The following is a 25,793-nucleotide window of genomic DNA, read 5'->3' as shown; positions in this document are numbered from 1 at the left end:
GAGTACTCCTGCATCGACAGCTTTGTTCTCTGCAGAAGTATATATGTACAAAATATTTTTTGTACAGTGATAGATCAGATAATGTTTTTAATTATACAGAAAGTGCCTGTTGTTTATATTCTTGCAGGTCGCTGTCAAACGCCGGGCCGCTTTGCAGCTGGTCAGCGCTGTTTGCAGCCGGATGGCTGGTTTCCACCGGTCGGGTCAGGGTCAGGGCAAAGCGATAGGCCCCCTGGCTGATAAAGCCGGAGATTTCATCGCCGAGCGGCGAAAGCACGCCACGGAACGAGGTTTCAAAGCTGCCGAGGTCAAAATAGACCACATTGCGCTGAAAACTGGTTTGGCGCACCGCCATGCCGACAAAACCGGGTTCGCGGCAATCGAATGTGGCGGCAAAGCCGTCCTCGCATAAGCCGACATAGAAGGAGAAATGCACGACCTTGCCAAAGATCGATGTCTGGCCACACCAGGTGCCACAGAAGGCATCAACCGTGGAATGGGATACACTGACCATGACAAATGCCCCTTCTTCTGACCGGGTGTATAAAAGCCAGCTTTGACGGTTTCATGAAACTCTTTTTCTACCCGTAATACGTGAAGAATAATTCATATTCATGTCAGGAGTCGATGCGCACTTCGCCCCATCAGGGCATGTATCAAAAAAGGGCCAGACTTGCGCCTGGCCCCTTAAATCGTTTCATTTTGAGAAAGCTAATTTTCGTCTGTCGTGGTGGTCGTGTCCGGTGGCGCGGCCACGGCTGCCACCCTTGCGCTGGCCCGCTGGCGAACCGAGGCGCTTTTAAGCTGACCGCAGGCCGCCAGAATATCGCGCCCGCGCGGGGTGCGCACCGGCGAGGCATAACCAGCCCGATTGACGATCTCGGCGAATTTTTCGATCTGCGCCCAGTCGGAACATTCATAGGGCGAGCCGGGCCAGGGATTGAACGGGATCAGATTGATCTTGGCCGGAATCCCGGCGACCAGACGGACCAGTTCGCGCGCATCGGTCAGGGAGTCGTTGATGCCTTTGAGCATGACATACTCGAAGGTGATGCGGCGGGCGTTGGACACACCGGGATAGCTGCGGCAGGCGTCGAGCAGTTCTTTGATCGGATATTTTTTATTGAGCGGTACCAGCACATCGCGCACGTCATCACGCACCGCATGCAGCGAAATCGCCAGCGATGTGCCAAGCTCTTCCCCGGCGCGTTTGATCATCGGCACCACGCCAGAGGTCGAAATCGTCACCCGGCGTCGCGACAGCGCCAGTGCATCGCCATCAATGACAATTTTCAGCGCATCACGCACATTGTCGAAGTTATAGAGCGGCTCGCCCATGCCCATCATCACCACATTGGTGACGCGGCGGCTAACGCCGGTCGAGGGCCAGTCCTCCAGCACATCGCGCGCCACCATGATCTGGCCGACAATTTCGGCCGGAGACAGGTTGCGCACCCAGGCCTGGGTGCCGGTATGGCAGAAATGGCAATTGAGCGTGCAGCCGACCTGGCTCGAAACGCACAGCGTGCCGCGGTCAGATTCCGGAATATAAACCGTCTCGAATTCCTGGCCATCCGGGCCGCGCAGCAGCCATTTACGGGTACCGTCGTTCGAGATCTGTTCCGTGACGATCTCGGGACGGGCCAGTGTAAAAGCGTTTTCGAGCAGGCTGCGGAAATCCTTGGCCAGATTGCTCATGGCCGGAAAATCGCTTTCGCCGTGGACGTAGATCCAGTTCCATAACTGGCGCACACGCATGGACAACGCCTTGGGCGGCACGCCGGCCGCCGCAAGTTCCGCTGCCAGTGCTTGTGGCGAAAGTCCGATCAGGGATGGTTGCACGCTGTTCCTTACTTGCCGCAGGCGTTGCGGGCTTTATCGACCATCTCGCCGAGCCCCGCAAGCGAGTAGGTGTCCTGGGTCTTGCCGCCTTTGCGCGCTGCGGCGGTAACCGTCAGACGGCTGCCTTTGCGCATGGCATCAAGCAATTTGGGCTCGTCTGCGGTATCTTTGATCCAGGCCGAACCTGCACCGCCGTCATTCTTGGCGAAGAAATCGACCGAAAGTTTGCCAACCGTCACCTTGATCGGCACATTCTCGTCATAGAGATACCCCGGAACCACCTGGATCTCGCCGGTAGACTTACGGCCCGGCCAGTTGTTGATCATGATATAGGCTGGGTCGCGTTTGACCTTTTCCGGGCTGGTCGATGCCGCCTTGGCCATGGCATAGCAGACCTTACCATCCGGCGTTTTCCAGCTATAGGCCGACCAGTTTTTCAACGTGGCGATCAAAGTGGGTTTTTTGTCTGCCGCGAGGGCGGGCGCAAAACCAGCCGCCACCAGGCTGCCCGTAAAGGCCACACCGGTCAGGGCTAAAAACGAAATCGTACGCATCATTGCGGGCATTGAATCGTAACTCCTCGTGCGGCCGGAGAATAAAGTCGCCCGGCCGATACGTCCATGGCGAATACAGAAAAAACAAAGATGTGAGCGTGTGCCATGGTTAATTTCAAGAAAACGTCACGGCATCAGTGTGGCCATCCGGCCCCATATTTGTCTTTGCTGCGGCCAATTGGTCTTATTCCTTGCTGCGAACGCGCGGTGCGCCCCATGTGTGCGGCGGTGGAATAAGCGCGCTGTCGGGCTTGTTTGGCATCAGGGGGCGACCGGGATAGCCACCCAGACTGACCAGACGATCATAGAGCACAATGGCCCCGGCCATGCCGACATTGATCGAAAACCGCATCGGAATCTTGACGACAAACTCGCAGCGTTTAAGCATCTGCGGTGATATGGAATTGCGTTCCGCCCCAAAGAGATAGGCGGCGCGGTGCGGGTGGCGAAAACGCGGCAGTTCGACCGCATCTTCGGTGATCTCGACCCCGACCAGGCTGCAGCCCACCGGCAGGCGCATTTCGTCGGCCGTATCGTAATTATAGGACGGCATCGACAGCGATGCGCGCGAGGTATCGGACTCGGTATCGGAGAATTTGACCCGCGCATTGACCGAGAAGAAGAAACTCGCCTCGAAGGCATGGGCAATTCGGATCAGATTGCCCAGATTCATCGCTTTCGAAATTCCGTCGACCCCGACGGCAAAATAACCACGCATAGCTGCTTTTCCCTTTCGAGCCTTGCACTCGTGTGCCGGTAAGCCCATCTTCTCGTCAAGTATGCAATAAAGCTGGAGCCCGTTATGTCCAACCCTATTTTGGTTGAGATTACCCGCGGCAGCCTGATTGAGAGCGTTCACCGCGGTTCGCTCGCCATAGCCGACGCCGATGGTGTGATCCGTTTTGCCCGCGGCGATGTACAATCGCTCACCGCGCCGCGCTCGGCGCTCAAGCCTATACAGGCCTTGCCGTTGATCGAAACCGGCGCAGCGGAACATTTTTCCGTCAGCGATGAGGAGGTCGCACTGGCCTGTTCGTCCCATTCTGGCGAAGCGATGCACATTTCCCGCATCGCCGCGTGGTTAAAGCGTATTGGTTGTTCCGAGGCCGATCTGGCCTGCGGTCCCCATCCCCCCTTTGATGAAAAGACCCGGATCGAGATGGCTGCGCGGGGCGAGGTTCCGACCAGCCTGCATAACAATTGTTCCGGCAAACATACCGGTTTTCTCACCGTGGCCCAGCATCTGGGTGCCGGGCCGGTCAGCTATATCCATGCCGATCATGCTGTACAAAAAGAGATTGCGGCGACGCTGCGGCGGCTGTCCGGGGTGGAAAATCTGCCCTATGTCGTCGATGGTTGCGCCGCGCCGAATTTCTGTCTGTCGCTGACGGGGTTCTCGCGCGCGCTGGCCCGGATGGCCGGTGGTAAAACCAAAGGCGCCGTGCGGATATTCAGTGCGATGACGACTTTCCCGGAACTGGTCGCCGGCACCGGGCGGACATGTAGCGCTTTTATGCGGGCCTGTCATGGCCGTGCGGCGGTCAAATCCGGGGCAGAAGGCGTCTATGCTGCGTTTATTCCCGAAAGTGGCCTTGGCGTCGCGTTGAAAATCGACGATGGTGGCGCGCGGGCTTGCGAGACCGTGATGGCCGCGGTGTTGGCGGGCCTGGGTGTGGCGGGGCCGGATATTCAGCCCTTTGTCCGCGCCCCCATCCTTAATACGCGTGGTATCGAAGTGGGTGAACGTCGCCCGGCTGCGGCGATCAGTAAGGCTGATCTATCGGCAATTTAAATCAAATTTTCAAACCGGAGGATGAATATGCATTCGCTTGGCATTTTATTCAGCGCCACCATCACGGTGCTGACCGTCATTATCTACTTTGCCTTTTCGGTTAATGTCGGGCGGATGCGCGGCAAACACGGCATCAAGGCCCCGGCGACCAGCGGTCATGCTGAATTCGACCGGGCCTTCCGCGTGCAGATGAACACGCTGGAACAGCTTGCGGTGTTTCTGCCGCTGTTGTGGATTGCAACGCTGTTCTTCACGCCGCTGCCCTGGCTGCCTGCGGCGCTTGGGCTGGTGTGGATTATCGGGCGGGTGCTCTATGCCAGCCTTTATATGGAAGACCCGGCCAAACGTGGCCCCGGTTTTGGCTTGGGCGCGCTGGCCAGTCTTGGCCTGTTATTGCTCAGCCTGATCGGTATCGGGCTTGGCTTTGCCGCTTAAAACGCGGACAAACAAAAAGCCCCGCATGTCATGCGGGGCTTTTTTTGTATCTGTAATACCCAATCAGACGCGCTTTTTGACGATGGCGTCAATTGCCACCAGCTCTTTGAGCAGTGCGGGCAGATCTTCCAGCTTGAGCATATTGGGGCCATCTGAGGGGGCATTGTCCGGGTCCTGATGGACTTCCAGGAACACTGCCGCCACACCGGTGGCAACTGCGGCCCGGGCCAGATACGGCACCATGGTGCGATCGCCCCCCGTCGCGGCGCCCAGCCCGCCGGGCTGCTGCACCGAATGGGTGGCATCGAACACCACCGGGGCACCGAAATTGGCCATGATCGGCAGCGCCCGCATATCGTTGACCAGCGTATTATAGCCAAACGAGGTGCCGCGTTCGGTCACCAGCACATTGGGGTTGCCTGCGCCGGTCAGTTTGGCGATGACATTCTTCATGTCCCACGGGGCCAGAAACTGACCCTTTTTCACATTGATCACCTTGCCGGTGCGTGCGGCCGCATCGAGCAGATCGGTCTGGCGGCACAGGAAGGCGGGAATCTGTAAGATGTCGACCGCTTCGGCGACGGCGGCGCAATGATCGCGCTCGTGCACGTCGGTCAGCACCGGCAGACCAAAGCGCTCGTGAATCTGTTTCAGGATCGGCAGTGCCCGTTCCAGCCCGATGCCGCGCGGGGCATTGGCCGACGTCCGGTTCGCCTTATCAAAACTCGTCTTATAGATGAGGCTGATGCCGACCTGTTCGGTGATTTCCTTGAGCGCGCGGGCCATTTCAAAGGCGTGCTCACGGCTTTCCAGTTGGCAGGGACCGGCGATAAGCACCAGTTTCTTGGCGTTGCCGATTTCGATACGGCCGACCTTGACGACGGCATTGGGGGATTCATTGCTCATGGGCAGCGTATATAATGTCCTGAAGGGCGTATTTCAAATCAGTCTTACCCTTGAGCTTTAACCCATTGCTACCCAAATAAGAATGGTCACGGTGCCTCAGCGGGCCGTGACGGTGGACGGTTTCCTGCCGCCTGTTGTGATGGGGTGGGGGACCAGGGCTGATGAGGAAAAAATGGATATCGAAAAATTCACCGAACGGGCGCGCGGTTTCATGCAGGCGGGGCAAAGCCTCGCTTTACGCGAACAGCACCAGTATTTCACGCCAGAGCATTTACTGAAAGTTTTGGTTGATGACGAAGAAGGGCTGGCAGCCCGCCTGATCGCCGCCGCGGGCGGGCGACCGGAAGATGTCGTCACCGGCGTTGCTACCGCGTTAAGCAAGCTGCCCAAGGTGCAGGGTGCGGGTCAGATTTATCTGGCTAACGAGACTGCGCGGCTGTTCGATGCCGCCGAGGAGGCCGCAAAAAAGGTCGGTGACAGTTTTGTCACTGCCGAATATCTGCTGCTGGCCCTGGCGCTGGCCACGGGGACCGAGGCGGGCCGTATTCTGAAAGCTGCCGGTGTCACACCGCAGGGCCTCAATAAAGCGATTACCGATCTGCGCAAAGGGCGCACCGCTGACAGCGCCACCACCGAAAACGGCTATGACGCGCTGAAAAAATATGCCCGCGATCTGACCGAGATCGCCCGGGCCGGTAAACTGGATCCGGTGATCGGCCGCGATGAAGAAATTCGCCGCACCATTCAGGTGCTGTCGCGCCGGACCAAGAATAATCCGGTGCTGATCGGTGAACCAGGCGTTGGCAAGACCGCCATTGCCGAGGGGCTTGCATTGCGTATCGTTAATGGCGATGTGCCCGAGGCGTTGCGCGGCAAGCGACTGATGGCGCTTGACATGGGCGCGCTGATCGCCGGGGCCAAGTTCCGTGGCGAGTTTGAGGAACGCTTAAAAGCCGTGCTGTCGGAAATTACCGCTGCCGAGGGCCAGATCATTCTGTTCATCGACGAGATGCACACGCTGGTCGGTGCGGGCAAGGCCGATGGGGCGATGGATGCCTCTAACCTGCTTAAACCGTCGCTGGCCCGTGGCGAGCTGCACTGTGTTGGTGCCACCACGCTGAACGAGTACCGCAAATATATCGAGAAGGACGCCGCGCTGGCCCGCCGCTTCCAGCCGGTCTTTGTGTCCGAACCGACGGTGGAAGATACCATCTCGATCCTGCGTGGCATCAAGGAGAAGTACGAGCTGCATCATGGTGTGCGCATCGCCGATGCCGCGCTGGTTGCCGCCGCGCAACTGTCCAACCGCTACATCTCGGACCGCTTCCTGCCCGACAAAGCCATCGACCTGATGGACGAGGCCGCCAGCCGTCTGCGCATGCAGGTCGACTCCAAGCCGGAAACGCTCGACGAGCTGGATCGCCGCATCATCCAGCTCAAGATCGAGCGTGAGGCGCTCAAGAAAGAAACCGACGAGGCTTCCAAGGATCGGCTCAAAATTCTGGAAGGGGAACTGGCCGAACTGGAGGAAAAGTCGGCGGTCGAGACCAGCCGCTGGCAGGCCGAGAAGCAATCGCTGCAACAGGCCCACACCATTAAAGAGCGTATCGACACCGCCCGGCAGGAATTGGAGATTGCCGAACGTCGTGGCGATTACGCCAAGGCGGGCGAGCTCAAGCATGGTGTTATTCCCACCCTTGAGCAGGAGATGAAGGCGCTTGAGGAAAAGAAGCACGCCGGTCTGGTCAATCTGGCGGTGACGCCCGAACATATCGCCGGCATCGTTTCGCGCTGGACCGGTATTCCGGTCGAGAAGATGCTGGCCGGTGAACGCGACAAGCTGATCCATATGGAAGACGTGCTGGGAAAACGCGTGGTCGGACAAGGCGAAGCGCTGACCGCCGTGGCCAATGCGGTGCGCCGGGCCCGTGCCGGTTTGCAGGACCCCAATCGACCGATTGGTTCGTTCCTGTTCCTGGGGCCAACCGGTGTGGGCAAGACCGAACTGACCAAGGCGCTGGCGGAATTCCTGTTTGATGATGACAGCGCCATGGTGCGTATCGATATGAGCGAGTTTATGGAGAAGCATTCGGTCGCCCGCTTGATCGGTGCCCCGCCGGGCTATGTCGGTTATGAGGAGGGCGGGGTGCTGACCGAAGCGGTACGCCGTCGGCCCTATCAGGTCATTCTGTTCGACGAGGTCGAAAAGGCCCATGCCGATGTCTTCAATGTGCTGTTACAGGTGCTTGATGATGGCCGGCTGACCGATGGTCAGGGCCGCACGGTCGATTTCAAGAATACGGTCATCATCCTGACCTCGAACCTTGGCACCGAGATGCTCTCGGAAGGCGAGACGGCGGCCGCGCGGATTGCGGTGATGGCGGCGGTGCGCAGCCATTTCCGGCCCGAGTTCATCAACCGCCTCGACGAGATCATTCTGTTCCATCGTCTGGCGCGCGGCGACATGAACCGCATTGTCGATATCCAGCTTGGGCGGCTGCGTCAGCTGCTGGCCGAGCGCAAGATCGAACTCGAGCTTGACGATGCCGCGCGTGACTGGCTGGCTGAAGCGGGCTTCGATCCGGTCTATGGTGCCCGCCCGTTGAAGCGGGTGATCCAGCGCCGTCTGCAGGATCCGCTTGCGACACTTCTGCTGGCCGGTCAGGTTCTGGATGGTTCAACGGTCAAGGTCAGTGCCAGCAAGCTTGGGCTGATTATTGCCGGGCGCGAGTTCCCCGTGCTGGATGACATGACCTTCGATCAGATCGGGCGTACGCTGAACTAACCGTCAGCACTTAAAATTGATCTTCGTCAAAAAGAGATGTGCGGCGCGCCGTGCATCTCTTTTTTTATCCCAGTGGCAGAACCCGGTGGCCATAGCTATCGTTGGTAATGGCGGCAAAGCTGCCATAGAGCGCCAGCGCGCCACAGATCATGCCGCAATAGCCGCCGATACAGGTCAGCCATGGTGCCACCAGCAGAAGCCCTGCGGCCAGCACAAAGAAGGTGATGGCAATCAAGAGGAAGATGGCAATTGTCAGTCGCGTCCGTTTAAAGCTGCCCACCCACAGGCAAAGGGCGAGCACGCCCCACAACAGTAAGGTGGCCCCGATGGTGGGGCGGGCGTCGTTCATGTCGGCAAAGCCGGTGCGGAACCAGATCGACAAAATGGCGTACCACCACCAGAAGGCACCATAGGCGATGAAGGCGGTGGTGGCGAAATGATCGCGGTGTCGGGCGGCCAGTGCCCCGGCAATCAGCTGTGTGGTGCCACCCAGCGTCATGGCCAGTGGCAGCACGGCGGTCTCACCGGATGGCGGCAGCAGCCCGGCATTGATCAGGCTGGCCAGCAACGTGGTGATACCGAATGCGGCCAGCCCAAGCGACAGCGCATCCTGTGCGGCGTGTGGTGGCGTCTCGTCTTGTTGGCCGTTTTGCCGGGCAATCTGTGTCTGCCGTGCCATATGTCCGCCCGCGGATGGGTGATGGTGCTGTCGTTTTGTGGCAGGCAGGATAGCGTTTCTGGCGGGGCTGACATTGATCAAATTCAATGTAGGACGGTCTTTTGCCGCCCGGATCTGTCTTGCGGTCCAGATATAGGCCGGCCGCAGACCCCATCGGATACGGATTGTATCACCAGGGTGCTGCGGCCTTTGCCTTAGTCATCGGCCACTCCTTCGCCTAGGCGGGAGTACCGTGAAATCGCCCGGCCCCAAAGGGCGGGCGGTACCGATACGCTTACTCGGCAGCCTTGGGGGCCTTCTTGGAAGCCCGCTTCTTGACGACCTTCTTCACGGCCTTCTTGGCAACCTTTTTGACGGCCTTCTTGGCAACGGCCTTCTTGGCGACCTTCTTCACGGCCTTCTTGGCGACGGCCTTTTTGGCAACCTTCTTGACGGCCCGCTTCTTGACGACCTTCTTGGCAACCTTCTTGACGGCCTTCTTAGCGACGACCTTCTTGGCTACCTTCTTCTTGGCAACCTTCTTGACGGCTTTCTTCGTGGCAACTTTTGGCATGAGCTACGACTCCTTTAGCAGTTGTCAGGGTCGGCGAACTTCGCCCCCAAAACGCCAGTAATATGAGTGGGTTGGGGTTAATTTTGCAATACCGTCTTGAAAAGGGGCAAAATAGGTCTAGTCAAAATTCACAAAAATGCGATTTTTATTGAATTAAAAGGTGGTCGTCAGTCTACGGATGATGGGGCGAGCCGCCGGCTTTTTTTTGGTCCGGCGGCTTGCCAAGCTCCGAATCACCCGCTTAGGGCAGGTTTAAACGGGTCTTCAGGATGGCGTTGACGGCAGCCGGATTGGCCTTGCCGCCGGTCGTCTTCATCACCTGTCCGACGAACCAGCCGACCAGCTGAGGCTTCGCCTGTGCGGCGGCAACCTTATCGGGGTTCGCCGCGATGACGGCTTCCACCGCCTTCTCGATTGCCCCGGTGTCGGTCACCTGCTTTAAGCCGCGTGCCTCGACGACACTTTGCGGATCACCACCTTCGGCCCAGATGATGTCGAGAACGTCCTTCGCGGTCTTGCCGTTGATGACGCTGTCGGCAACCATCTTAACGATGGCGGCATTGCTGGCGGCCGGTACCGGACCATCGGTGATGGCAAGCCCGGCCTTGTTAAGGCGGCCAAGATATTCATTGGCGAGCCAGTTGGCCGCGGCCTTGGCATCGATACCGGTCTTCAGCATGTCGTCGAAATAATCGGCAACTTCCTTTTCACCGACCAGCACGGTGGCATCATAGGCTGACAGCCCCAGACCAATCAGCCGTTCACGTTTGGCATCGGGCAGCTCGGGCAGGGTGGCGGCAATGCCATCGACCCAATCCTGTTCAATCACCAGCGGCAACAAATCGGGGTCAGGGAAGTAACGATAATCGTGCGCTTCTTCCTTGGACCGCATCGAGCGGGTTTCACCGGCATGAGAGTCGAACAGCCGGGTTTCCTGCTTGATAACGCCACCGGCCTCGATGATATCGATCTGGCGGCGGGCCTCATATTCGATGGCCTGCGAGATGAAGCGGACCGAGTTGACGTTCTTGATTTCGCAACGCGTACCCAGTTCATCACCGGGGCGGCGCACCGAAACATTGACGTCGGCACGTAACGAGCCTTCGTCCATATTGCCGTCGCAGGTGCCGAGATAGCGCACGATGGCCCGCAGCTTTTTAACATAGGCCGCCGCTTCTTCCGCCGAACGCATGTCCGGCTTTGAAACGATTTCCATCAACGCAACGCCGGAACGATTGAGATCGACGAAGCTGTAATCGGGGCTCTGATCGTGAATGCTCTTACCGGCATCCTGTTCCAGATGCAGCCGTTCGATACCAACGCGGGCGGTCGAACCATCGGCCAGATTGATGAAGACCTCACCCTCGCCAACAATCGGCTGCTTGAACTGCGAGATCTGATAGCCCTGTGGCAGGTCAGGGTAGAAATAGTTCTTGCGGTCGAAGACGCTGAACAGGTTGATCTGTGCCTTAAGGCCGAGGCCCGTGCGCACCGCCTGCTCGACACAGAACTTGTTGATGACCGGCAACATGCCCGGCATCGCCGCATCGACGAAGCTGACCTGACTGTTCTGATCGGCACCGAACGCGGTGGCCGCGCCGGAGAACAGCTTGGCCTGCGACAGAACCTGAGCATGGACCTCAAGGCCGATGACGATTTCCCACGGGCCGGTTGAGCCCTGCATATATTTCGTGCTGGCGCTCATTATGCCGCCCTCCACCAATCTTTGGGTCTGGCGCTAAAGTTCGCCGCCACTTCCAGCGCGCGGCCTGCGCGCAACAAGGTCGCCTCGTCAAAGGCCTTACCGATGAACTGCAAACCAAGCGGCAGCCCGTTCGATGCCAGACCGGCCGGAACCGACAGGCCGGGCAGGCCAGCCAGATTGACCGTCACGGTAAAGACGTCGTTGAGATACATCGCCACCGGATCATCGGCATTGGCACCAAAGGGGAAGGCCGGGCCCGGGGTTGCCGGGGTCAGCAGCACGTCGCACTTCTCGAATGCCTTGGCGAAGTCGCGCGCGATCAGCGAACGCAGCTTCTGGGCGCGCAGGTAATAGGCATCGTAGTAGCCCGAGGAGAGCACATAGGTGCCGATCATGATGCGGCGTTTGACTTCTTTACCAAAGCCTTCGGCGCGGCTCTTTTCATAGAGCTCGGCAATGTCGTGGACATCTTCGGCCCGCACGCCATAGCGCACGCCGTCATAGCGGGCGAGGTTGGAGGAGGCTTCCGCCGGTGCCACGATATAATAGGTCGGCAGGGCGTATTTGGTGTGGGGCAGCGAGACCTCGACGATCTCGGCACCCTGGGCTTTCAGCCATTCCGCGCCCTGGTTCCAAAGGGCATCGATCTCCGGCGGGGCGCCATCAACACGATATTCCTTGGGGATGCCGATGCGCAGGCCCTTGACCCCGCCTTCGAGCAGGGCCTCGTAATCGGGGACCGGCAGATTGACCGAGGTCGAATCTTTTTCATCCACCGACGCCATCGATTTGAGGAAGATGGCGGCGTCACGCACATCGCGCGTCATCGGCCCGGCCTGATCGAGCGACGAGGCAAAGGCGACAATGCCCCAGCGCGAGCAGCGGCCATAGGTCGGCTTCAGGCCGACGGTGCCGGTGATGGCGGCAGGCTGGCGGATTGAACCGCCGGTATCGGTGCCGGTTGCGGCCAGACAAAGATGGGCGGCAATCGCGGCCGCCGAACCGCCCGACGAACCGCCGGGAACGATCTTGGCATCCGAGCCATCGGCCCGCCACGGACTGATCACCGGACCCCAGTAACTGGTCTCGGTCGAGGAGCCCATGGCAAACTCGTCCATGTTGGTCTTGCCCAGCATGACCGCGCCATCGTTCCACAAATTCTGGGTGACGGTTGATTCATAGGGCGGCACAAAATTGGACAGGATCTTGCTGCACGCCGTGGTGCGCACATCCTTGGTGCAGAACAGATCCTTGATTGCCAGCGGCAGGCCTTCCAGCGCGCGGGCCTCACCTTTGGCAATGCGCGCATCGGACGCGTCGGCCATGGCCAGCGCTTTGTCCGGCGTTTCCACCACATAGGCGTTTAAAGAACGGGCTTCTTCCATACGCTTTAAAAACGCCTGGGTCAGCTCGCGCGAGGATATCTGTTTGGCTTTGAGCGCATCGCGCGCCCCGGCCAATGTCAGTTCGGTCAGATCGGACGGTAAGGCCATCTGTTACTCCACCACCTTGGGCACGACGAAGAAATGATCTTCGCCACCCGGTGCGTTAATCATAAGTGCATCGGCATGGCCGCCATCAGTGACGACGTCCTCACGCATTTTCAGGCGCTGCTCGACCACCGAGGTCAGCGGCGGCACCCCTTCGACATTGACTTCTTTGAGTTGCTCAACCCAGTCCAGGATGCCGTTAAGCTCCTTGACCATGGGTTCGACACGATTTTCCGGCAGCGCCAGCTTGGACAGCTTGGCGATACGCCGGACGGTATTCTGATCGACGGCCATTTTCCCCGACCTTTAATATATGCGCTTCCTTGCTACCAAGCGGGGGGCGATCAGGCAAGCCGCAACTCCCTGCACGGATTGTTCAAACGAGATGCAGCGCTGAAAGGGGCGCAATTTTTGGTAGATGTGGCGACGTGTAGCATCCTGGGCTGTCTGATCGTTATCTCCACGGATCGTAAGGCGAAATTTGCCGTCGAAGCTTTCGGGCGTGCAGGCGGTGGTTATCCCCTTGCGTGTGTGCGGCAATGTGCACCCATGAATGTATCTGCCTCACCCCGGTATTGGGCGTGCATTGGGGGAGCATTATGCGTTTTGGGTGTGCGGCCATATTTTTGGCCATGGGCATAGCACTGTCTGCGGGGGCTGCTGACAATGAACGTCAAAGTGTCGGGGCATGTCCGTTAATCCCGCTGGCAAAGCTGGATATGCTGCCAGATGCAGGGGGGCGGATACTGATCCCTGTAGAGGTGGACGGCAACCGGCTGTTTTTTTTGCTCGATACAGGCTCGCCGGTGTCTGTGCTGACGCCAGCGGCGGCGGCACGGCTGCATCTGGCGCTACGCCCCGCTTTGCTGCGACGGTTCCTCAATATTCAGGGGCGGTATATTAAGACCGAGACAAGCGTCAAAACATTTGCGATCGGATCGTGGCAGAGCCTGGGTGTGCATATGCTGGTTTCGCCTGGCCCACTTGATCCGCAAGGACGGTTTGATGGTCTGCTGGGAGCGGATTTCCTGGCCCGGACAGATCTGGAGATCAATTTCAAGGCCGGATATGTTGATTTTTATGCGCCGCCACAGTGTTCAAATGCGGTCGTGCCCTGGCCCACGTCCGTGCCGGGCATCGCGCTGCATATCCGTGCCGCGGGGTACATCTATATGCCGATGATGCTCGACGGCAAGAAGGTCAGTGCCTTGCTGGACACTGGCACCAACCGGACATTGCTTGATGTCGATGTGGCGCAGGATGTTTTCGGGCTCGAAATCGGGGGGGAAGAGACGCCTGCGGCCAATGTGATCATGGCCGGTCAGCGGCATGTTTTCCAGCATGTGTTTCAAAGTCTGACGCTGGATGCGTTACAGGTCGGCCCGGTACCGGTGCTCATTTTTCAGGATCAGGCGAAAAGCCAGATCAAAAGCTACCACGAGACGGGATATATGATCCACGGCGTCAATGAAGCGGGTGGGCTGTCGGATATGATACTGGGGTCTGACGAACTCAGCCGGTTTCGCATTTTTATCTCTTATAAGCATGAGATGCTCTACGCCACAGAGCCCTGATCTGCCGTTAAACATATTGCAGGTTATCCTGCCATGGCGCTGCCTGCGGGCAAAAAAATCGTGTGTTCGTGATGCATTCTGCTATGAGTGCGCCTTATGAGCCTTATTCTTCTTAGCGAATTAAAAGCGGCCTTGCCTGTGGGCGTGCGTCTGCTTGGCCTTGATCTGGGCGAAAAGACCATTGGTCTGGCGCTGTCGGACACCACACTGACGGTTGCCACCCCGATGCAGACCCTGAAACGCGGCAAATTTTCTGCCGATGCGGCGGTTCTCGACAAGATCATCGCGGAAATGGGCGTAGGCGGATTGGTGATTGGTCTGCCGCTCAACATGAACGGGTCCGAGGGGCCATCGGCGCAGTCGGCCCGGGCCTTTTGCCGCAATTTTGCCGCACGTTCTGATATTCCCATTGCCTTTTGCGATGAAAGGCTGTCAACCGCAGCCGTGCTGAAAACGCTGATCGAGGCTGATACCTCGCGCAAGCGTCGTGGCGAAGTCGTCGATAAGATGGCTGCTGCCTATATCTTGCAAGGGGCACTGGATCGGCTGCGGCTGGCGTAACAAGGGTGTTGATGCGTAATGGGTGTTGAACAGGTCCGGCAATTTCTGACCGAACGGGGCAGCGATGTGCAGGTGATGGTGCTGGAGCGTTCCACCGCCACAGTGGCGGATGCGGCGGCGGCCTTTAATGTTGCCCCGGGCCGTATTGCCAAAACGCTGGCGCTGCGTCTTGCCGATGGCCGTGTCGCCATTGTGGTGGCGGCGGGGGATGCCCGCCTTGATAATAAGAAGTGCCGACACTTCTTTACTGGTAAGGTGCAGATGCTGGGGCTGGACGAGGTCGAAGCGGTGACCGGTCATCCGGTTGGCGGCGTCTGTCCCTTCGGGCTGAAAGAGGATTTTCCTATTTACCTTGATCAGACGCTACAGGGCTATGACACGGTCTATCCCGCGGCCGGGGCCACCAACGCGGCGGTTTGTATGGCACCACAGGCTTTGTGTGATCTGGTCGGCGGCCACTGGGCCGATCTGTGCCGCGCCTCTATATAAAGTGTCGTTTAAATTTTGACCGAAGGTACTGTAACGCTGATGGCCGCATCTGATCCCGCCATGCAAAATACGGCGCGTTTTTCCTGGTTGCCACCGGGCCTGCGCCCGCCCTGCACCATGACCAAGGCGCAGGAACAGGTGTTCCTGCTGGTGGGGATCGCCGCGTTGTTTGCTGGCTACGATATGAATGTCTTCGGTCTGGCGCTGCCGCAAATTCAGGACAGTCTGCACATTCCGGAAAACCGCATCGGTATTACGGTTTCGATGTTCCGTCTGGCCGCGCTGGTGGCTTTGCCGCTGGTATGGACGGCCGATCTGATGGGGCGTCGGCGCTTGCTGCTGGTGACTATTTTCGGTCAGGCGGTGGCGACGCTCGCCACGGGGTTCGTCCAGAATTACGAGCAGTTTTTGTTCTTCCAGTTTGTCACCCGCATCTTCGGTTACGCCGAGGAAATGCTGTGCTTTGTCATGGTGGCCGAGGAAGTATCGGCCAGGGCCCGTGGCTGGGCGGCCGGTACCTTGGCGACGATGGATTATGCCGGGGCCGGGATTGCCGCGCTGATCTTTGCCGCCATCACCTATATTCCGTATGGCTGGCGCTCACTTTATATTATTGGCTCGCTGCCCATTTTTCTGGTGGCGTTTCTGCGCCGCTTTCTGCCCGAGACCCAGGCCTTCGAGACCTGCCAGCGCGATGCTGGGTTCGCCGATAAACGGGCGGCAGCTTTTGATATGATCCGCAAAATTCTGTCCGAGCATCCCAGGCGCCTGATCACTTTGCTGATCGGGGTGGGGGCGTTTGGTTTTGCCCTGTGGCCCGCCGTCGGTATGGGGCCGAAATATTTACAGACCACGCTGCATTTCACGCCGCTGCAAACCACACTGCTGACCGTGGTCGGCGGGGTGATCGCGGCGGTGTTTAACATTCTGGCCGGGCGGGTCAGCGATAAACTGGGTCGCCGCAAAGTGGCGGTGGCGTCGGCGCTGATCTCGGTGATCTGCTATGGCATCTTCTATAGCGGCACGGGCTGGCGCTATGCCGCGCTGATGTGGGCGCCGGGCTTCTTCGGCTTTTTGTGCGCCGACGCTTTGTTTGCCGGTCTGTCGGCCGAGCTGTTTCCCACCGCCTATCGTGCCACGGTTTCGGGCCTGCGTTATTTCGTCGGCATTCTGTCCGGCGCGGTCAGCATGGCGCTGGAAGGCTTGCTTTATGACCGTTTCGGTGGTCATGGTCCGGCCATTCTGTCGGTGATGGTGCTTTTGCCCATTGCGTTGGTGGCCTTGATCAGGTTACCCGAACCGGCGGGGCGCAGTCTGGACGATATCGCGGCATTACCGGATCGCGGCAGATAGTACGCCCTTTCAGGTTGTTACGTCGTGTGATGCCCGGATTAGTGAATGGCAGGGGTGTCGCGCTAGTTGACTTAGCGTAAGGAAATTGCCACTTTCCGCGCAACAAGTTTACACTCTGCCAGCGGCAAAATATGATAAAGCCGCATAAGGCAGGGGCTGTAGGATAAAAACGGAACACACTATGCAATATCTCGATTTCGAACGCCCGGTAGCCGAATTGGAAGGCAAGATCGTTGAACTGCGCACACTGGCGCAGACCGATCCCACGGTGCAGATCGATGCCGAGGTGGTGCGCCTGCAGCAGCGTGCCGATCAGATGCTGAAAGACCTTTATGCGCGCCTGACCCCGTGGCAGCGCGTGCAGGTCGCCCGTCATGCCGAACGGCCGCATTTTGTCGATTACGTCAGCCTGTTTGAAGATTTCACCCCGCTGGCGGGTGACCGGCTTTACGGCGAAGATGCTGCGATCATTTCGGGCTTTGGCCGTTTCCACGGTCGCTCGGTTGCGGTGGTCGGTCAGGAAAAGGGTTCCGATACCCAAAGCCGCCTTAAGCATAAATTCGGTATGGCCAGCCCTGAAGGCTATCGCAAGGTGCAGCGCATATTCGAGCTGGCCGAGCGGTTTAATATGCCGGTGATTTCGCTGGTCGATACCTCGGGCGCCTATGCCGGTGTCGCCGCCGAAGAACGTGGTCAGGCTGAAGCCATTGCCAGCACCACGGAAGCCTGTCTGGGCTTACGCGTCCCCTTTGTGTCGGTGGTGATCGGCGAGGGTGGCTCGGGTGGCGCTGTGGCGCTGGCCACCGCCAACAAAGTCTTCATGCTGGAAAATTCGGTCTATTCGGTGATCTCGCCGGAGGGCTGCGCCTCGATCCTGTGGCGCCGTGGCGACAAGGCGCAGGATGCCGCCGCCGCCTTGCGCATCACCGCCAAAGATCTGCTCAGCCTCGGCATTATCGACGCGATTATCCCCGAGCCGATGGGCGGCGCCCATCGCGCCCCAGCGGAAACCATTGCCGCGGTGGGTGATACCATTGCCGAAACCTTGCAGCAGTTGTCGGTGTTGCCACCGGACGAGCTGCGTACTCAGCGGCGCAATAAGTTCCTGGCGATTGGCCGTGATTTGATCCGATGAGGTGAAGGCTTGAGGGGGCGATCTGTACCGCGTTTGATTGCCACCTTCCTGCTGGCGATCGGGTGTTTGGCATCCTTGATCGCCGAATGGCCCGGCACCTATGTCTACGATTCCTATCTGCAACTGATGGAAGGCCGTGCCGGGGTCTACAGCTTCTGGCACCCGCCGGTGATGTCGTGGCTGCTCGGTCTGGCCGATCATGTCCTGACCGGCGCAGCATTGTTTATTCTGGTGCAGACACTGGTCGGCTTTGGTGCGCTGATCGCGCTGGTGTGGCTGCCACGGCGGCCGTCCTGGTGGGCGGTGGTGGTGGCGGGGCTGGTCTGTCTGTTACCGCAGCTGCTGCTCTATCAGGGCTATGTGCTGAAGGATGTGCTGTTCGCCAATGCGGCGCTGGCGGGGTTCGCGGCGCTCGGGCTGGCGGCGGCGCGCTGGCGCAGCGGCTGGCGCTGGCCGTTGCTGCTGATCAGCGGCGCGTTCATGGTTCTGACGATTCTGGCCCGCCAGAATGGCGTGCTGTACCTGTTCTTTGCCGCGGCGGCGCTGGGCGGAATTGCGGTGCAGTATGGTGCGTCACGCCGGGCCGCAATCGCGACAGGCTTATGCTTTTTTGTGCTGTTCGCCGCCGGGGCGCGGCTGGCCAACAATGCTTTTGCCAGACATCACGATGGTACGCCCGCCACCGCCACGCAGTTTCGGATTTTGCAGGCTTACGACATTACCGGGATGATCGCGCACCATCCCGAATATCCGCTGGATGTGCTGAAGGCGCAAAATCCGGCGATGGAAAACGCCATCCGCGTTGGGGTGAAGCTCTATAATCCTGCCCGCAACGATACGCTGGTGGCCGATGCCGCTTACAGCGCCGCGCTGGAGGACACGCCTTATGATGTGATGGCGCGGCAGTGGCGCCTGCTGGTGACCGAGCATCCCATTGCCTGGACCCGGCAGCGGACCGAGGTGTTCTCCTGGCTGTTCTCGCCGCAGCATGTCGACGAATGTCATCCCTATTATGTTGGCGCGCGGGGCCCTGCGGATGCGTTACGCCAGCTTGGCCTGCAGGAGCGGATGGATGGCCGTGACTGGACCTTATTTGCGCTGGGGGCCTGGCTCAGCCACACCCCGGTCTTCTGGCACCCGCTCTATGGCCTGATTGTTGTGCTGTGCCTGTGCTTCTGTCTGATGCGTCGCCGCCCGGCGGATCTGGCTATGGCGGGCTATCTGGCTGGCTCGCTGGTCTTTAGCGCCAGCTTCTTCGCCATCTCGATCGCCTGCGATTACCGCTATCTGTATGCGCTGGATTTAAGCGCCATTGCCGGGCTGCTCTATCTGGCGGCGGGCGGTTTTCGCCGCATCGAGTGATGCTGGCACTAAAAAGGGGACCATAAGGCCCCCTTTTATCGTAACCGGTATTTCCCGTTTCTTTACCCCAGCGCCCCATGACAATGCTTGAACTTGCGGCCTGAACCGCAGGGGCAGGGGGCGTTACGCGGAACTTTGCCCCAGGTCGCAGGATCGTTGGGATCGACCGCCATATCGCGCGGGCGATTGTAATGCGTCGCCTGACCGCCGGGCAGCGCTGGCAGCTCGTCGCTGTCATCGTCCGCATAGGGATTGTGGCGGCTTTCCTGCATCTGAATCGGCTGGTCCTGCGGCATCTCCGGCGCGCCGGTCTCAACCCGCAAATGCATCAGCTGATTGATGACATCGATCCGCAGCTTGGAGAGCAGATTTTCAAACAGCTCGAAGGCTTCGCCCTTATATTCGTTCAACGGGTCGCGCTGGCCATAGCCACGCAGGCCGACATACTGGCGCAGCATGTCGAGGTTGATGATGTGCTCGCGCCAGTTATGGTCCAGCGTCTGCAGCAGCACGGCCTTTTCGGCATAGCGCATCAGCTCGGGGGTGAAGTTGGCGGTGCGCTCGGCCACCTTGGTCTCGACTGCCTTAACCAGACGTTCGCGCACTTCTTCGTCGGCGATGCCTTCTTCCTGCGCCCATGCCTTGATCGGCAAATCGAGGTCGAAGGTGTTCAGCACTTCTTCGTGCAGACCATCAACATCCCACGCCTCGGCATAGGCCTTGGGCGGAATATGGCGTTCAACCAGCTCGGCGACGACTTCCAGACGGTATTCCTTGATTTCACCGCTGACATCATCGGTCGACATGATCTGTTTGCGCTGCTCGAAGATCACCTTGCGCTGATCGTTGAGCACATTGTCGTATTTGAGGATACTTTTGCGGATTTCGAAGTTGCGCGCTTCGACCTTCTGCTGCGCCTTTTCCAGAGCCCGGTTGACCCAGGGGTGGGTGATGGCTTCGCCCGGCTGCAGGCCAAGGCGTGTCAGCACCGCATCCATGCGCTCCGAACCGAAGATGCGCATCAGATCATCCTGCAGGCTCAGGAAGAACTTGGAGGCACCGGGATCACCCTGACGGCCGGAACGGCCACGCAGCTGATTGTCGATACGGCGGCTTTCATGCCGTTCAGTGCCGATAATGTAAAGGCCACCGGCGGCCAGCACCTTTTCCTTGTCGGCGGCGACTTCGGCGCGGATTTCCGCAGCGCGGCGGGTCAGTTCTTCCGGATCGGTGATGCCGCCCAGTTCGACCTTGATGCGCATTTCGGCATTACCGCCGAGCTGAATGTCGGTACCACGACCGGCCATGTTGGTGGCAATGGTCACCGCGCCGGGCTTACCAGCCTGAGACACAATGGCGGCTTCCTGCTCGTGATAGCGGGCATTCAGCACATTATGGGTGATTTTACGTTTTTTCAGCAGCTCGGCCAGCTGCTCCGACTTTTCAATCGACACCGTACCGACCAGCACCGGCTGGCCCTTGGCATGGCATTCCTTGATCAGCTCGATGATGGCTTCGTTCTTTTCATCGACGCTGCGATAGACCTCGTCATCCGAATCGATACGCTGCACCGGCTTGTTGGTCGGAATTTCCATGACATCGAGTTCATAGATGTCCATGAATTCGGCCGCTTCGGTCAGCGCCGTACCGGTCATACCGGCCAGTTTGTCGTAAAGGCGGAAATAGTTCTGGAAGGTGATCGAGGTCAGCGTGACGTTTTCCGGCTGAACCGTGACATGTTCCTTGGCTTCCAGGGCCTGATGCAGGCCTTCGGAATAGCGGCGGCCTTCCATCATGCGGCCGGTGAATTCGTCAATAATAATGACGTCGCCATTCTTGACGATGTAGTCGCGGTCCTTCTGGAACAGATGATGCGCCTTCAGGGCCTGATTGACGTGGTGGACCAGCGAAATGTTTTCGATGTCGTAGAGATCGCCGCGTTCCAACAGTTCGGCATCGCGTAAAAGCTGGACGATATGCTCGTTACCGGCTTCGGTCAGCGTGACCTGACGCTGTTTCTCGTCGAGTTCGAAGTCACCCTTGTTGGTTTCTTCATCCTCGCCATTATCCTTGCCTTCGGCTTTGGTCTTGCCGGGGATCAGCGACGGGATCAGCGCATCGACCTTGCGATACATTTCGGTCTGATCTTCGGTCGGGCCGGAAATGATCAGCGGGGTGCGGGCTTCGTCGATCAGGATCGAGTCGACTTCGTCGACGATGGCATAGGCGTGACCACGCTGGACCATGGTGTCCAGCGAGTACTTCATATTATCGCGCAGATAATCGAAGCCGAATTCGTTGTTGGTGCCATAGGTGACATCGGCGGCATAGGCGGCATGGCGTTCTTCGTCGGTCAGGCCATGGACAATGCAGTCCGTGGTCAGGCCAAGGAAACGATAGACCTGACCCATCCATTCCGAATCGCGCTTGGCCAGATAGTCGTTGACGGTGACGACGTGAACGCCTTCACCAGCCAGAGCATTGAGGTAAACCGCCAAAGTGGCGACCAGGGTCTTGCCTTCACCGGTTTTCATTTCGGCGATATTGCCGTAGTGCAGCACCATGCCGCCCACCAGCTGAACGTCGAAATGGCGCTGACCTAAGGTGCGCTTGGCCGCTTCACGGACCACGGCGAACGCTTCGGCCAGAAGGTCTTCCAGGGGCTCCCCCGCGGCGATACGTTCTTTGAAGACTGCCGTTTGTGCGGTCAGCTCTTCATCGGTCATCGCCAGATAGCGTGGCTCCAAGGCATTGATTTCGGCCACCTTGTCCCAGAATTTTTTAATCTTGCGCTCGTTGGCCGAACCAAATAGCCGCTGCGCCAGTGTGCCGAAATTCACCATGAAACCCTCTGCTCGAATCCAGATGCCGTAAAGTGTTGCGCCCGTATTTTTACCGTCGCACAACAATAGGGGCCATGCCCCCTATCCGGGGGCCATCGCCGCCATAGTTGCACGCCGGGTATATGGCGAATACGCCATAGCCCAAAAATCCATCTACCGACAGATAAGAACGACATCCCCCCTTGTCAAATCGTGCGATTCCGGCCAAACCCCGACTTCGGTTCAGGGACGAAAGCATTATGACGCAGGACCGTAAGATTTCTGTCAAAAATACGGCTGACGAGGCGGTCTCGGCAGTTAAGGCATCCGCTGCGGTAAAACCGCCGGTTTCCCCCAATGCCCCCAAGGTTTTTACCAGGCTGCCGCCGATTGCCGGTGTGCGCCTGGCCAGCGGGGCGGCGGGGGTCCACTACAAGGGGCGAACCGACGTCATGATGGCGGTGTTTGCCCCCGGCACACAGGTGGCGGGCGTATTCACCAAATCCAAGGCGCCATCCGCGCCGGTTGACTGGTGCAAGACATCGCTTGCCGGTGGTGTGGCGCGTACGCTGGTGGTCAACAGCGGGAACGCGAACGCCTTTACCGGTAAGGCCGGATTCGAAGGGGCGCGCGATGTTGCCCGTTCGGCGGCAGCCACGGTGGGGTGCAAGGCGTCCGAGGTCTTTATGGCCTCGACCGGTGTGATTGGCGAGCCGCTGCCGGCCGAGCGCATTACCGCCATCCTCGACACGCTGGCGGCTGAGGCGGCGCCGGATTCCTGGCGTGCTGCGGCCGAAGCGATCATGACCACCGACACCTTTCCCAAAATGGCGACCGCCACGGCGCAGATCGGTGATAAGACGGTGACGATTAACGGCATGGCCAAGGGCGCGGGCATGATTGCCCCGGACATGGCGACGATGCTGTCTTTCGTGGTCACCGATGCCACCCTGCCGGCGACCGTGCTGCAGGAGCTGTTGTCGGAAGGCGTCAAAGACACCTTCAATTCGATCACTGTCGACAGCGATACCTCGACCAGCGATACGCTGCTGCTGTTTGCCACCGGCAAGGGCGCGGCGCATGACCCGGTGGCGCGGGCCAGCGACAAGAAGCTGGCCGATTTCCGGGCAAAACTGCATGGCGTGCTGCTTGATCTGGCGCTGCAGGTGGTCAAGGACGGCGAAGGCGCGGGCAAATTCATCCGCATCGACGTGACCGGGGCCGAAAGCGACGCTGCCGCCAAGAAAATCGCGTTTTCGATTGCCAATTCCCCGCTGGTCAAAACGGCGGTGGCCGGTAACGATGCCAACTGGGGCCGCGTGGTTATGGCGGTTGGCAAGTCGGGCGAAATGGCCGACCGTGACAAGCTTTCCATCCGCTTCGGCAAGATCTGGGTCGCCAAACACGGGGCACGCGCCAAGAATTATGACGAGGCGGCCGCGACCAAGGCGGTGTCTGGTCTGGAAGTCGAAATCGGGGCCGATATCGGTCTGGGCGAGGGCAAGGCCACGGTGTGGACCTGTGATTTCACCCACGCCTATATCGACATCAACGGCTCCTATCGCAGCTGATCGTTCGCGCGTCCGTGATTGTATCTTTGTTGAACGCCGGTCTTTTAAGGCCGGCGTTTGCATATGGATTTCGCGGCGGTTTGGCAGGAGCATGGCATCTGCCAACAGATTCGTGAAAAGGGCGAACCATGAAGCCCAAGCTGATCGTCGCCACCGACCGCCATTTCGCCTGGATGCTGGGCGAGGTGCCGGGGCCAAAAGGTCTTGTGCTGCCCCCCGGCGGGGTCGAGACGGTCGAGACGCTGCGCATGCTGCGGGATCTTGCGGCATCACTCCGGCGGCGCGGTTGCCGCGCCTCGTGGTTGGTGGTGGCGGGGCCTGAAGTTGTGGGTTTGGCCAGTTTGCTGCACGCCCCCGATGGCGATGGTCAGGCCCTGTTCGGCTATGGCATTGCCGCCAGCCGCCGTGGTCTGGGCTATGGTCAGGCCATGGTGGCGGCACTGCTTGCCCGGGCGCGGACCAATCCGACCTTACGCACCCTGACGGCGGAAACCCGCGTCGACAATCTGGTTTCGCAATGGGTGCTGGCCAAGAACGGTTTTATCCGTCTGGGCTCGCGCATTGATCCCGAAGATGGTGTGGTGGCGGTGTGGCAGCGCGATGTGCGCCGCTGGTATCTGCCGCATCCGAAATATCTGGCGCGGGGGCTGGCCTGGCGGCTGGCCAGTCAGGTGCGCCGCTTTTATCCCGGCGCACCACTGGGCGGATAATATCAGTTCTGTTCGACGCGGAAATTGTGCACCATTGCGTCGAGCGCGGTGGTTTCCAGCACCAGATTCTTGGCGGCCGCTGCGCTTTCTTCGGACATGGCGGCGTTCTGCTGGGTGACCTGATCCATCTGGTTTAGGGCAATGTTCACTTCGTCGACGCCGACCGACTGCTGGCCAGCGTTACGGGCAATGTCGTTGACCAGCGCGTTGATTTGGCCGACTTCCTCAATGATCTCTTTCAGTGCCGCACCGGATGCGCCGACCGATTTGACGCCCGCCGCGATCTGCTGGCTGGAATCGTGGATCAGCTTCTTGATGCTCTGCGCCGCATCGCGCGAACGACCGGCCAGCGAACGCACTTCGGTGGCAACCACAGCAAAGCCACGGCCCGCTTCCCCGGCGCGCGCCGCCTCGACCCCGGCGTTCAGCGCCAGCAGGTTGGTCATGAAGGCGATCTCGTCGATGGCGCCGGTGATGTCGGCAATCTGGCGCGAGGATTTTTCAATCTCAGCCATGATGGCAATGGCCTGATTGACCACCTGACCGCCATTTTCGGCCACCGACTGTGCCTTGGCGGCATTGTCTGCCGCTTCCGCCGCGCTTTCTGCCGTATCCTTGATATTCTTGGTGATCTGCACCAGTGCGGCGACGGTTTCTTCCAGACCGGCGGCCTGGGTTTCGGTGCGGTGGGCCAGATCATCCGAGGAGGCCGAAATTTCGCTGGCGCTGCTGCGGATGGCGCGGGCTGATTGCATCACCGTGCGCATATTATCGCTTAAGCTGGCCGAGACGTAATTGAAATTCTCTTTGATCTGCTCAAGCTCGCCAGCAATACCATCATCCAGCCGATAGGTCAGATCGCCCTCGGCCAGCGCCACCAGCGCATCGCCGATCAGGCTGCGGTCTTCGGCGAATTTGGCTTCCTGCTGCTTCTTTTCCTGTTCGATGGCGTCGAGATAGGCCCAGATCGCCATATCCATATCGAACATCACCATCGTCACCAGCGCCTGCAGGGTTTCGGTCAAAACCTCGGGCGGGCAGGTCTGCGTCGCCACCCCGATCAGGCGGTTGAGCAGAATCTGATAGCCGGTCAGGTACCAGTGCGGCTTGAGGTCGATGCGCACATGCGCCATGCCGATGCGGTAGACCGCCTGCAGATAGGTCCGGTCAATAGCGTGGGTGAACAGCCGTTCCCAGTGATTTTCCTGCGCGGTTTTTAAGCGCTCGGTGTTGCCCGCCACCATCCTGGCCATGACCGGATCGGTTTGGACATGGTCATAGAAATCATCGAGGATCGGGCGCAGCGCGGTGCGAACCTGTGGCCAGAAGCCTTGCATCAACTGATAGGTACGCGGTGTGATGCGGGCATAAGAGATAAGGCTGGATAGATCTAACGTATCGATGGATTCAGACACAGAACAAACCCGTTACAATAAAACGCGAATGATTTTTAACTGTAAATCGTAACAATTGCA

General features: G+C 59.2%; 23 protein-coding genes. 11 read left to right on the top strand and 12 right to left on the bottom strand.

What is annotated here, in order from left to right:
- Positions 1-91 precede the first annotated feature (91 nt).
- The 4 genes from ACZ5RI_RS11260 to ACZ5RI_RS11245 all read right to left on the bottom strand — a co-directional run bounded on the left by ACZ5RI_RS11260 (position 92) and on the right by ACZ5RI_RS11245 (position 3,114).
- Entirely contained in the window at positions 92-514 is a 423-nt protein-coding gene (locus ACZ5RI_RS11260) for a hypothetical protein (RefSeq protein ID WP_464513147.1), read from the bottom strand.
- Positions 515-711: 197 nt separating this feature from the next.
- Entirely contained in the window at positions 712-1,863 is a 1,152-nt protein-coding gene (rlmN, locus tag ACZ5RI_RS11255) for a dual-specificity RNA methyltransferase RlmN (RefSeq protein ID WP_464515592.1), read from the bottom strand.
- Complete coding sequence (locus ACZ5RI_RS11250; protein WP_464513144.1) at positions 1,851-2,408, bottom strand: invasion associated locus B family protein; 558 nt, start codon at positions 2,406-2,408, stop codon at positions 1,851-1,853. Before ACZ5RI_RS11250 ends, rlmN begins: the two co-directional genes overlap by 13 nt.
- A 172-nt stretch (positions 2,409-2,580) precedes the next feature.
- A complete protein-coding gene (locus ACZ5RI_RS11245; RefSeq protein WP_464513140.1) occupies positions 2,581-3,114 on the bottom strand; it encodes an RNA methyltransferase in 534 nt (177 codons plus the stop codon).
- A gap of 84 nt (positions 3,115-3,198) precedes the next feature.
- Here ACZ5RI_RS11245 and ACZ5RI_RS11240 point away from each other — a divergent pair, with 84 nt between their 5' ends.
- A complete protein-coding gene (locus tag ACZ5RI_RS11240; RefSeq protein WP_464513136.1) occupies positions 3,199-4,188 on the top strand; it encodes an asparaginase in 990 nt (329 codons plus the stop codon).
- Between the two features lie 27 nt (positions 4,189-4,215).
- The gene (locus ACZ5RI_RS11235; protein WP_464513132.1) at positions 4,216-4,623 is read left to right on the top strand and encodes an MAPEG family protein; all 408 of its coding nucleotides are present in this window, start codon (positions 4,216-4,218) and stop codon (positions 4,621-4,623) included.
- A 63-nt stretch (positions 4,624-4,686) separates the two neighbouring features.
- Here ACZ5RI_RS11235 and kdsA read toward each other — a convergent pair whose 3' ends face one another.
- A complete protein-coding gene (kdsA, locus tag ACZ5RI_RS11230) occupies positions 4,687-5,529 on the bottom strand; it encodes a 3-deoxy-8-phosphooctulonate synthase (protein WP_464513128.1) in 843 nt (280 codons plus the stop codon).
- A 172-nt stretch (positions 5,530-5,701) separates the two neighbouring features.
- Here kdsA and clpB point away from each other — a divergent pair, with 172 nt between their 5' ends.
- Positions 5,702-8,314 carry an ATP-dependent chaperone ClpB gene (clpB, locus tag ACZ5RI_RS11225; protein WP_464513124.1) on the top strand — a complete coding sequence of 871 codons (2,613 nt, stop codon included), beginning with the start codon at positions 5,702-5,704 and terminating at the stop codon, positions 8,312-8,314.
- Positions 8,315-8,378: 64 nt separating this feature from the next.
- Here clpB and ACZ5RI_RS11220 read toward each other — a convergent pair whose 3' ends face one another.
- From ACZ5RI_RS11220 to gatC, 5 genes are all read right to left on the bottom strand, one after another.
- Positions 8,379-8,993 (bottom strand): acetate uptake transporter, encoded by a 615-nt coding sequence (locus tag ACZ5RI_RS11220; RefSeq protein WP_464513121.1) that lies wholly within the window; start codon positions 8,991-8,993, stop codon positions 8,379-8,381.
- A gap of 274 nt (positions 8,994-9,267) precedes the next feature.
- Complete coding sequence (locus ACZ5RI_RS11215; protein ID WP_464513118.1) at positions 9,268-9,546, bottom strand: hypothetical protein; 279 nt, start codon at positions 9,544-9,546, stop codon at positions 9,268-9,270.
- A gap of 241 nt (positions 9,547-9,787) precedes the next feature.
- Positions 9,788-11,251 (bottom strand): Asp-tRNA(Asn)/Glu-tRNA(Gln) amidotransferase subunit GatB, encoded by a 1,464-nt coding sequence (gatB, locus tag ACZ5RI_RS11210; protein ID WP_464513115.1) that lies wholly within the window; start codon positions 11,249-11,251, stop codon positions 9,788-9,790.
- Positions 11,251-12,744 carry an Asp-tRNA(Asn)/Glu-tRNA(Gln) amidotransferase subunit GatA gene (gene gatA, locus ACZ5RI_RS11205; RefSeq protein WP_464513112.1) on the bottom strand — a complete coding sequence of 498 codons (1,494 nt, stop codon included), beginning with the start codon at positions 12,742-12,744 and terminating at the stop codon, positions 11,251-11,253. Before gatA ends, gatB begins: the two co-directional genes overlap by 1 nt.
- 3 nt (positions 12,745-12,747) lie before the next feature.
- Positions 12,748-13,035, bottom strand: a complete 288-nt coding sequence (gene gatC, locus ACZ5RI_RS11200; protein ID WP_464513109.1) for an Asp-tRNA(Asn)/Glu-tRNA(Gln) amidotransferase subunit GatC — start codon at positions 13,033-13,035, stop codon at positions 12,748-12,750.
- 305 nt (positions 13,036-13,340) lie between these two features.
- On the opposite strand from gatC, the gene ACZ5RI_RS11195 reads away from it, so the two are divergent.
- The 6 genes from ACZ5RI_RS11195 (at position 13,341) to ACZ5RI_RS11170 (ending at position 19,215) form a co-directional block, all read left to right on the top strand.
- Positions 13,341-14,315 carry an aspartyl protease family protein gene (locus ACZ5RI_RS11195; RefSeq protein WP_464513105.1) on the top strand — a complete coding sequence of 325 codons (975 nt, stop codon included), beginning with the start codon at positions 13,341-13,343 and terminating at the stop codon, positions 14,313-14,315.
- Positions 14,316-14,411: 96 nt separating this feature from the next.
- Entirely contained in the window at positions 14,412-14,876 is a 465-nt protein-coding gene (ruvX, locus tag ACZ5RI_RS11190; protein WP_464513101.1) for a Holliday junction resolvase RuvX, read from the top strand.
- Between the two features lie 18 nt (positions 14,877-14,894).
- Complete coding sequence (locus ACZ5RI_RS11185) at positions 14,895-15,365, top strand: YbaK/EbsC family protein (RefSeq protein ID WP_464513097.1); 471 nt, start codon at positions 14,895-14,897, stop codon at positions 15,363-15,365.
- Positions 15,366-15,380: 15 nt separating this feature from the next.
- On the top strand, positions 15,381-16,718 hold the full coding sequence (locus ACZ5RI_RS11180) for an MFS transporter (protein ID WP_464513093.1): 1,338 nt from the start codon (positions 15,381-15,383) through the stop codon (positions 16,716-16,718).
- 181 nt (positions 16,719-16,899) lie between these two features.
- Positions 16,900-17,853: an acetyl-CoA carboxylase carboxyltransferase subunit alpha gene (locus ACZ5RI_RS11175; protein ID WP_464513090.1), complete on the top strand. Its 954-nt coding sequence runs from the start codon at positions 16,900-16,902 to the stop codon at positions 17,851-17,853.
- Positions 17,854-17,862: 9 nt separating this feature from the next.
- Positions 17,863-19,215 (top strand): hypothetical protein, encoded by a 1,353-nt coding sequence (locus ACZ5RI_RS11170; protein WP_464513088.1) that lies wholly within the window; start codon positions 17,863-17,865, stop codon positions 19,213-19,215.
- Between the two features lie 62 nt (positions 19,216-19,277).
- Here the strand turns inward: ACZ5RI_RS11170 and secA are convergent, their stop codons facing one another.
- Complete coding sequence (secA, locus tag ACZ5RI_RS11165) at positions 19,278-22,058, bottom strand: preprotein translocase subunit SecA (protein WP_464513085.1); 2,781 nt, start codon at positions 22,056-22,058, stop codon at positions 19,278-19,280.
- A gap of 239 nt (positions 22,059-22,297) precedes the next feature.
- Here secA and argJ point away from each other — a divergent pair, with 239 nt between their 5' ends.
- Both argJ and ACZ5RI_RS11155 read left to right on the top strand, forming a co-directional pair.
- Positions 22,298-23,608: a bifunctional glutamate N-acetyltransferase/amino-acid acetyltransferase ArgJ gene (argJ, locus tag ACZ5RI_RS11160; RefSeq protein ID WP_464513083.1), complete on the top strand. Its 1,311-nt coding sequence runs from the start codon at positions 22,298-22,300 to the stop codon at positions 23,606-23,608.
- A 128-nt stretch (positions 23,609-23,736) separates the two neighbouring features.
- Positions 23,737-24,318: a GNAT family N-acetyltransferase gene (locus ACZ5RI_RS11155; protein WP_464513080.1), complete on the top strand. Its 582-nt coding sequence runs from the start codon at positions 23,737-23,739 to the stop codon at positions 24,316-24,318.
- A gap of 2 nt (positions 24,319-24,320) precedes the next feature.
- Here ACZ5RI_RS11155 and ACZ5RI_RS11150 read toward each other — a convergent pair whose 3' ends face one another.
- Entirely contained in the window at positions 24,321-25,733 is a 1,413-nt protein-coding gene (locus tag ACZ5RI_RS11150; protein WP_464513077.1) for a methyl-accepting chemotaxis protein, read from the bottom strand.
- Positions 25,734-25,793 lie beyond the last annotated feature (60 nt).

The sequence above is a fragment of the Micropepsis pineolensis genome (genome assembly GCF_055392125.1).
Note: the sequence above shows the minus strand (reverse complement) of the source record. Positions and strands in the feature narration are given on the sequence as shown.

Bases quoted from the DNA above. Each gene is read 5' to 3' on its own strand.
- ACZ5RI_RS11185 (WP_464513097.1), top strand. From the start codon at position 14,895: ATGGGTGTTGAACAGGTCCGGCAATTTCTGACCGAACGGGGCAGCGAT.
- ACZ5RI_RS11155 (WP_464513080.1), top strand. From the start codon at position 23,737: ATGAAGCCCAAGCTGATCGTCGCCACCGACCGCCATTTCGCCTGGATG.
- ACZ5RI_RS11195 (WP_464513105.1), top strand. From the start codon at position 13,341: ATGCGTTTTGGGTGTGCGGCCATATTTTTGGCCATGGGCATAGCACTG.
- ACZ5RI_RS11240 (WP_464513136.1), top strand. From the start codon at position 3,199: ATGTCCAACCCTATTTTGGTTGAGATTACCCGCGGCAGCCTGATTGAG.
- ACZ5RI_RS11235 (WP_464513132.1), top strand. From the start codon at position 4,216: ATGCATTCGCTTGGCATTTTATTCAGCGCCACCATCACGGTGCTGACC.
- ruvX (WP_464513101.1), top strand. From the start codon at position 14,412: ATGAGCCTTATTCTTCTTAGCGAATTAAAAGCGGCCTTGCCTGTGGGC.
- gatA (WP_464513112.1), bottom strand. From the start codon at position 12,744: ATGGCCTTACCGTCCGATCTGACCGAACTGACATTGGCCGGGGCGCGC.
- ACZ5RI_RS11245 (WP_464513140.1), bottom strand. From the start codon at position 3,114: ATGCGTGGTTATTTTGCCGTCGGGGTCGACGGAATTTCGAAAGCGATG.
- ACZ5RI_RS11250 (WP_464513144.1), bottom strand. From the start codon at position 2,408: ATGCCCGCAATGATGCGTACGATTTCGTTTTTAGCCCTGACCGGTGTG.
- ACZ5RI_RS11220 (WP_464513121.1), bottom strand. From the start codon at position 8,993: ATGGCACGGCAGACACAGATTGCCCGGCAAAACGGCCAACAAGACGAG.
- ACZ5RI_RS11215 (WP_464513118.1), bottom strand. From the start codon at position 9,546: ATGCCAAAAGTTGCCACGAAGAAAGCCGTCAAGAAGGTTGCCAAGAAG.
- ACZ5RI_RS11175 (WP_464513090.1), top strand. From the start codon at position 16,900: ATGCAATATCTCGATTTCGAACGCCCGGTAGCCGAATTGGAAGGCAAG.
- ACZ5RI_RS11260 (WP_464513147.1), bottom strand. From the start codon at position 514: ATGGTCAGTGTATCCCATTCCACGGTTGATGCCTTCTGTGGCACCTGG.
- gatB (WP_464513115.1), bottom strand. From the start codon at position 11,251: ATGAGCGCCAGCACGAAATATATGCAGGGCTCAACCGGCCCGTGGGAA.
- argJ (WP_464513083.1), top strand. From the start codon at position 22,298: ATGACGCAGGACCGTAAGATTTCTGTCAAAAATACGGCTGACGAGGCG.
- secA (WP_464513085.1), bottom strand. From the start codon at position 22,058: ATGGTGAATTTCGGCACACTGGCGCAGCGGCTATTTGGTTCGGCCAAC.
- gatC (WP_464513109.1), bottom strand. From the start codon at position 13,035: ATGGCCGTCGATCAGAATACCGTCCGGCGTATCGCCAAGCTGTCCAAG.
- kdsA (WP_464513128.1), bottom strand. From the start codon at position 5,529: ATGAGCAATGAATCCCCCAATGCCGTCGTCAAGGTCGGCCGTATCGAA.
- clpB (WP_464513124.1), top strand. From the start codon at position 5,702: ATGGATATCGAAAAATTCACCGAACGGGCGCGCGGTTTCATGCAGGCG.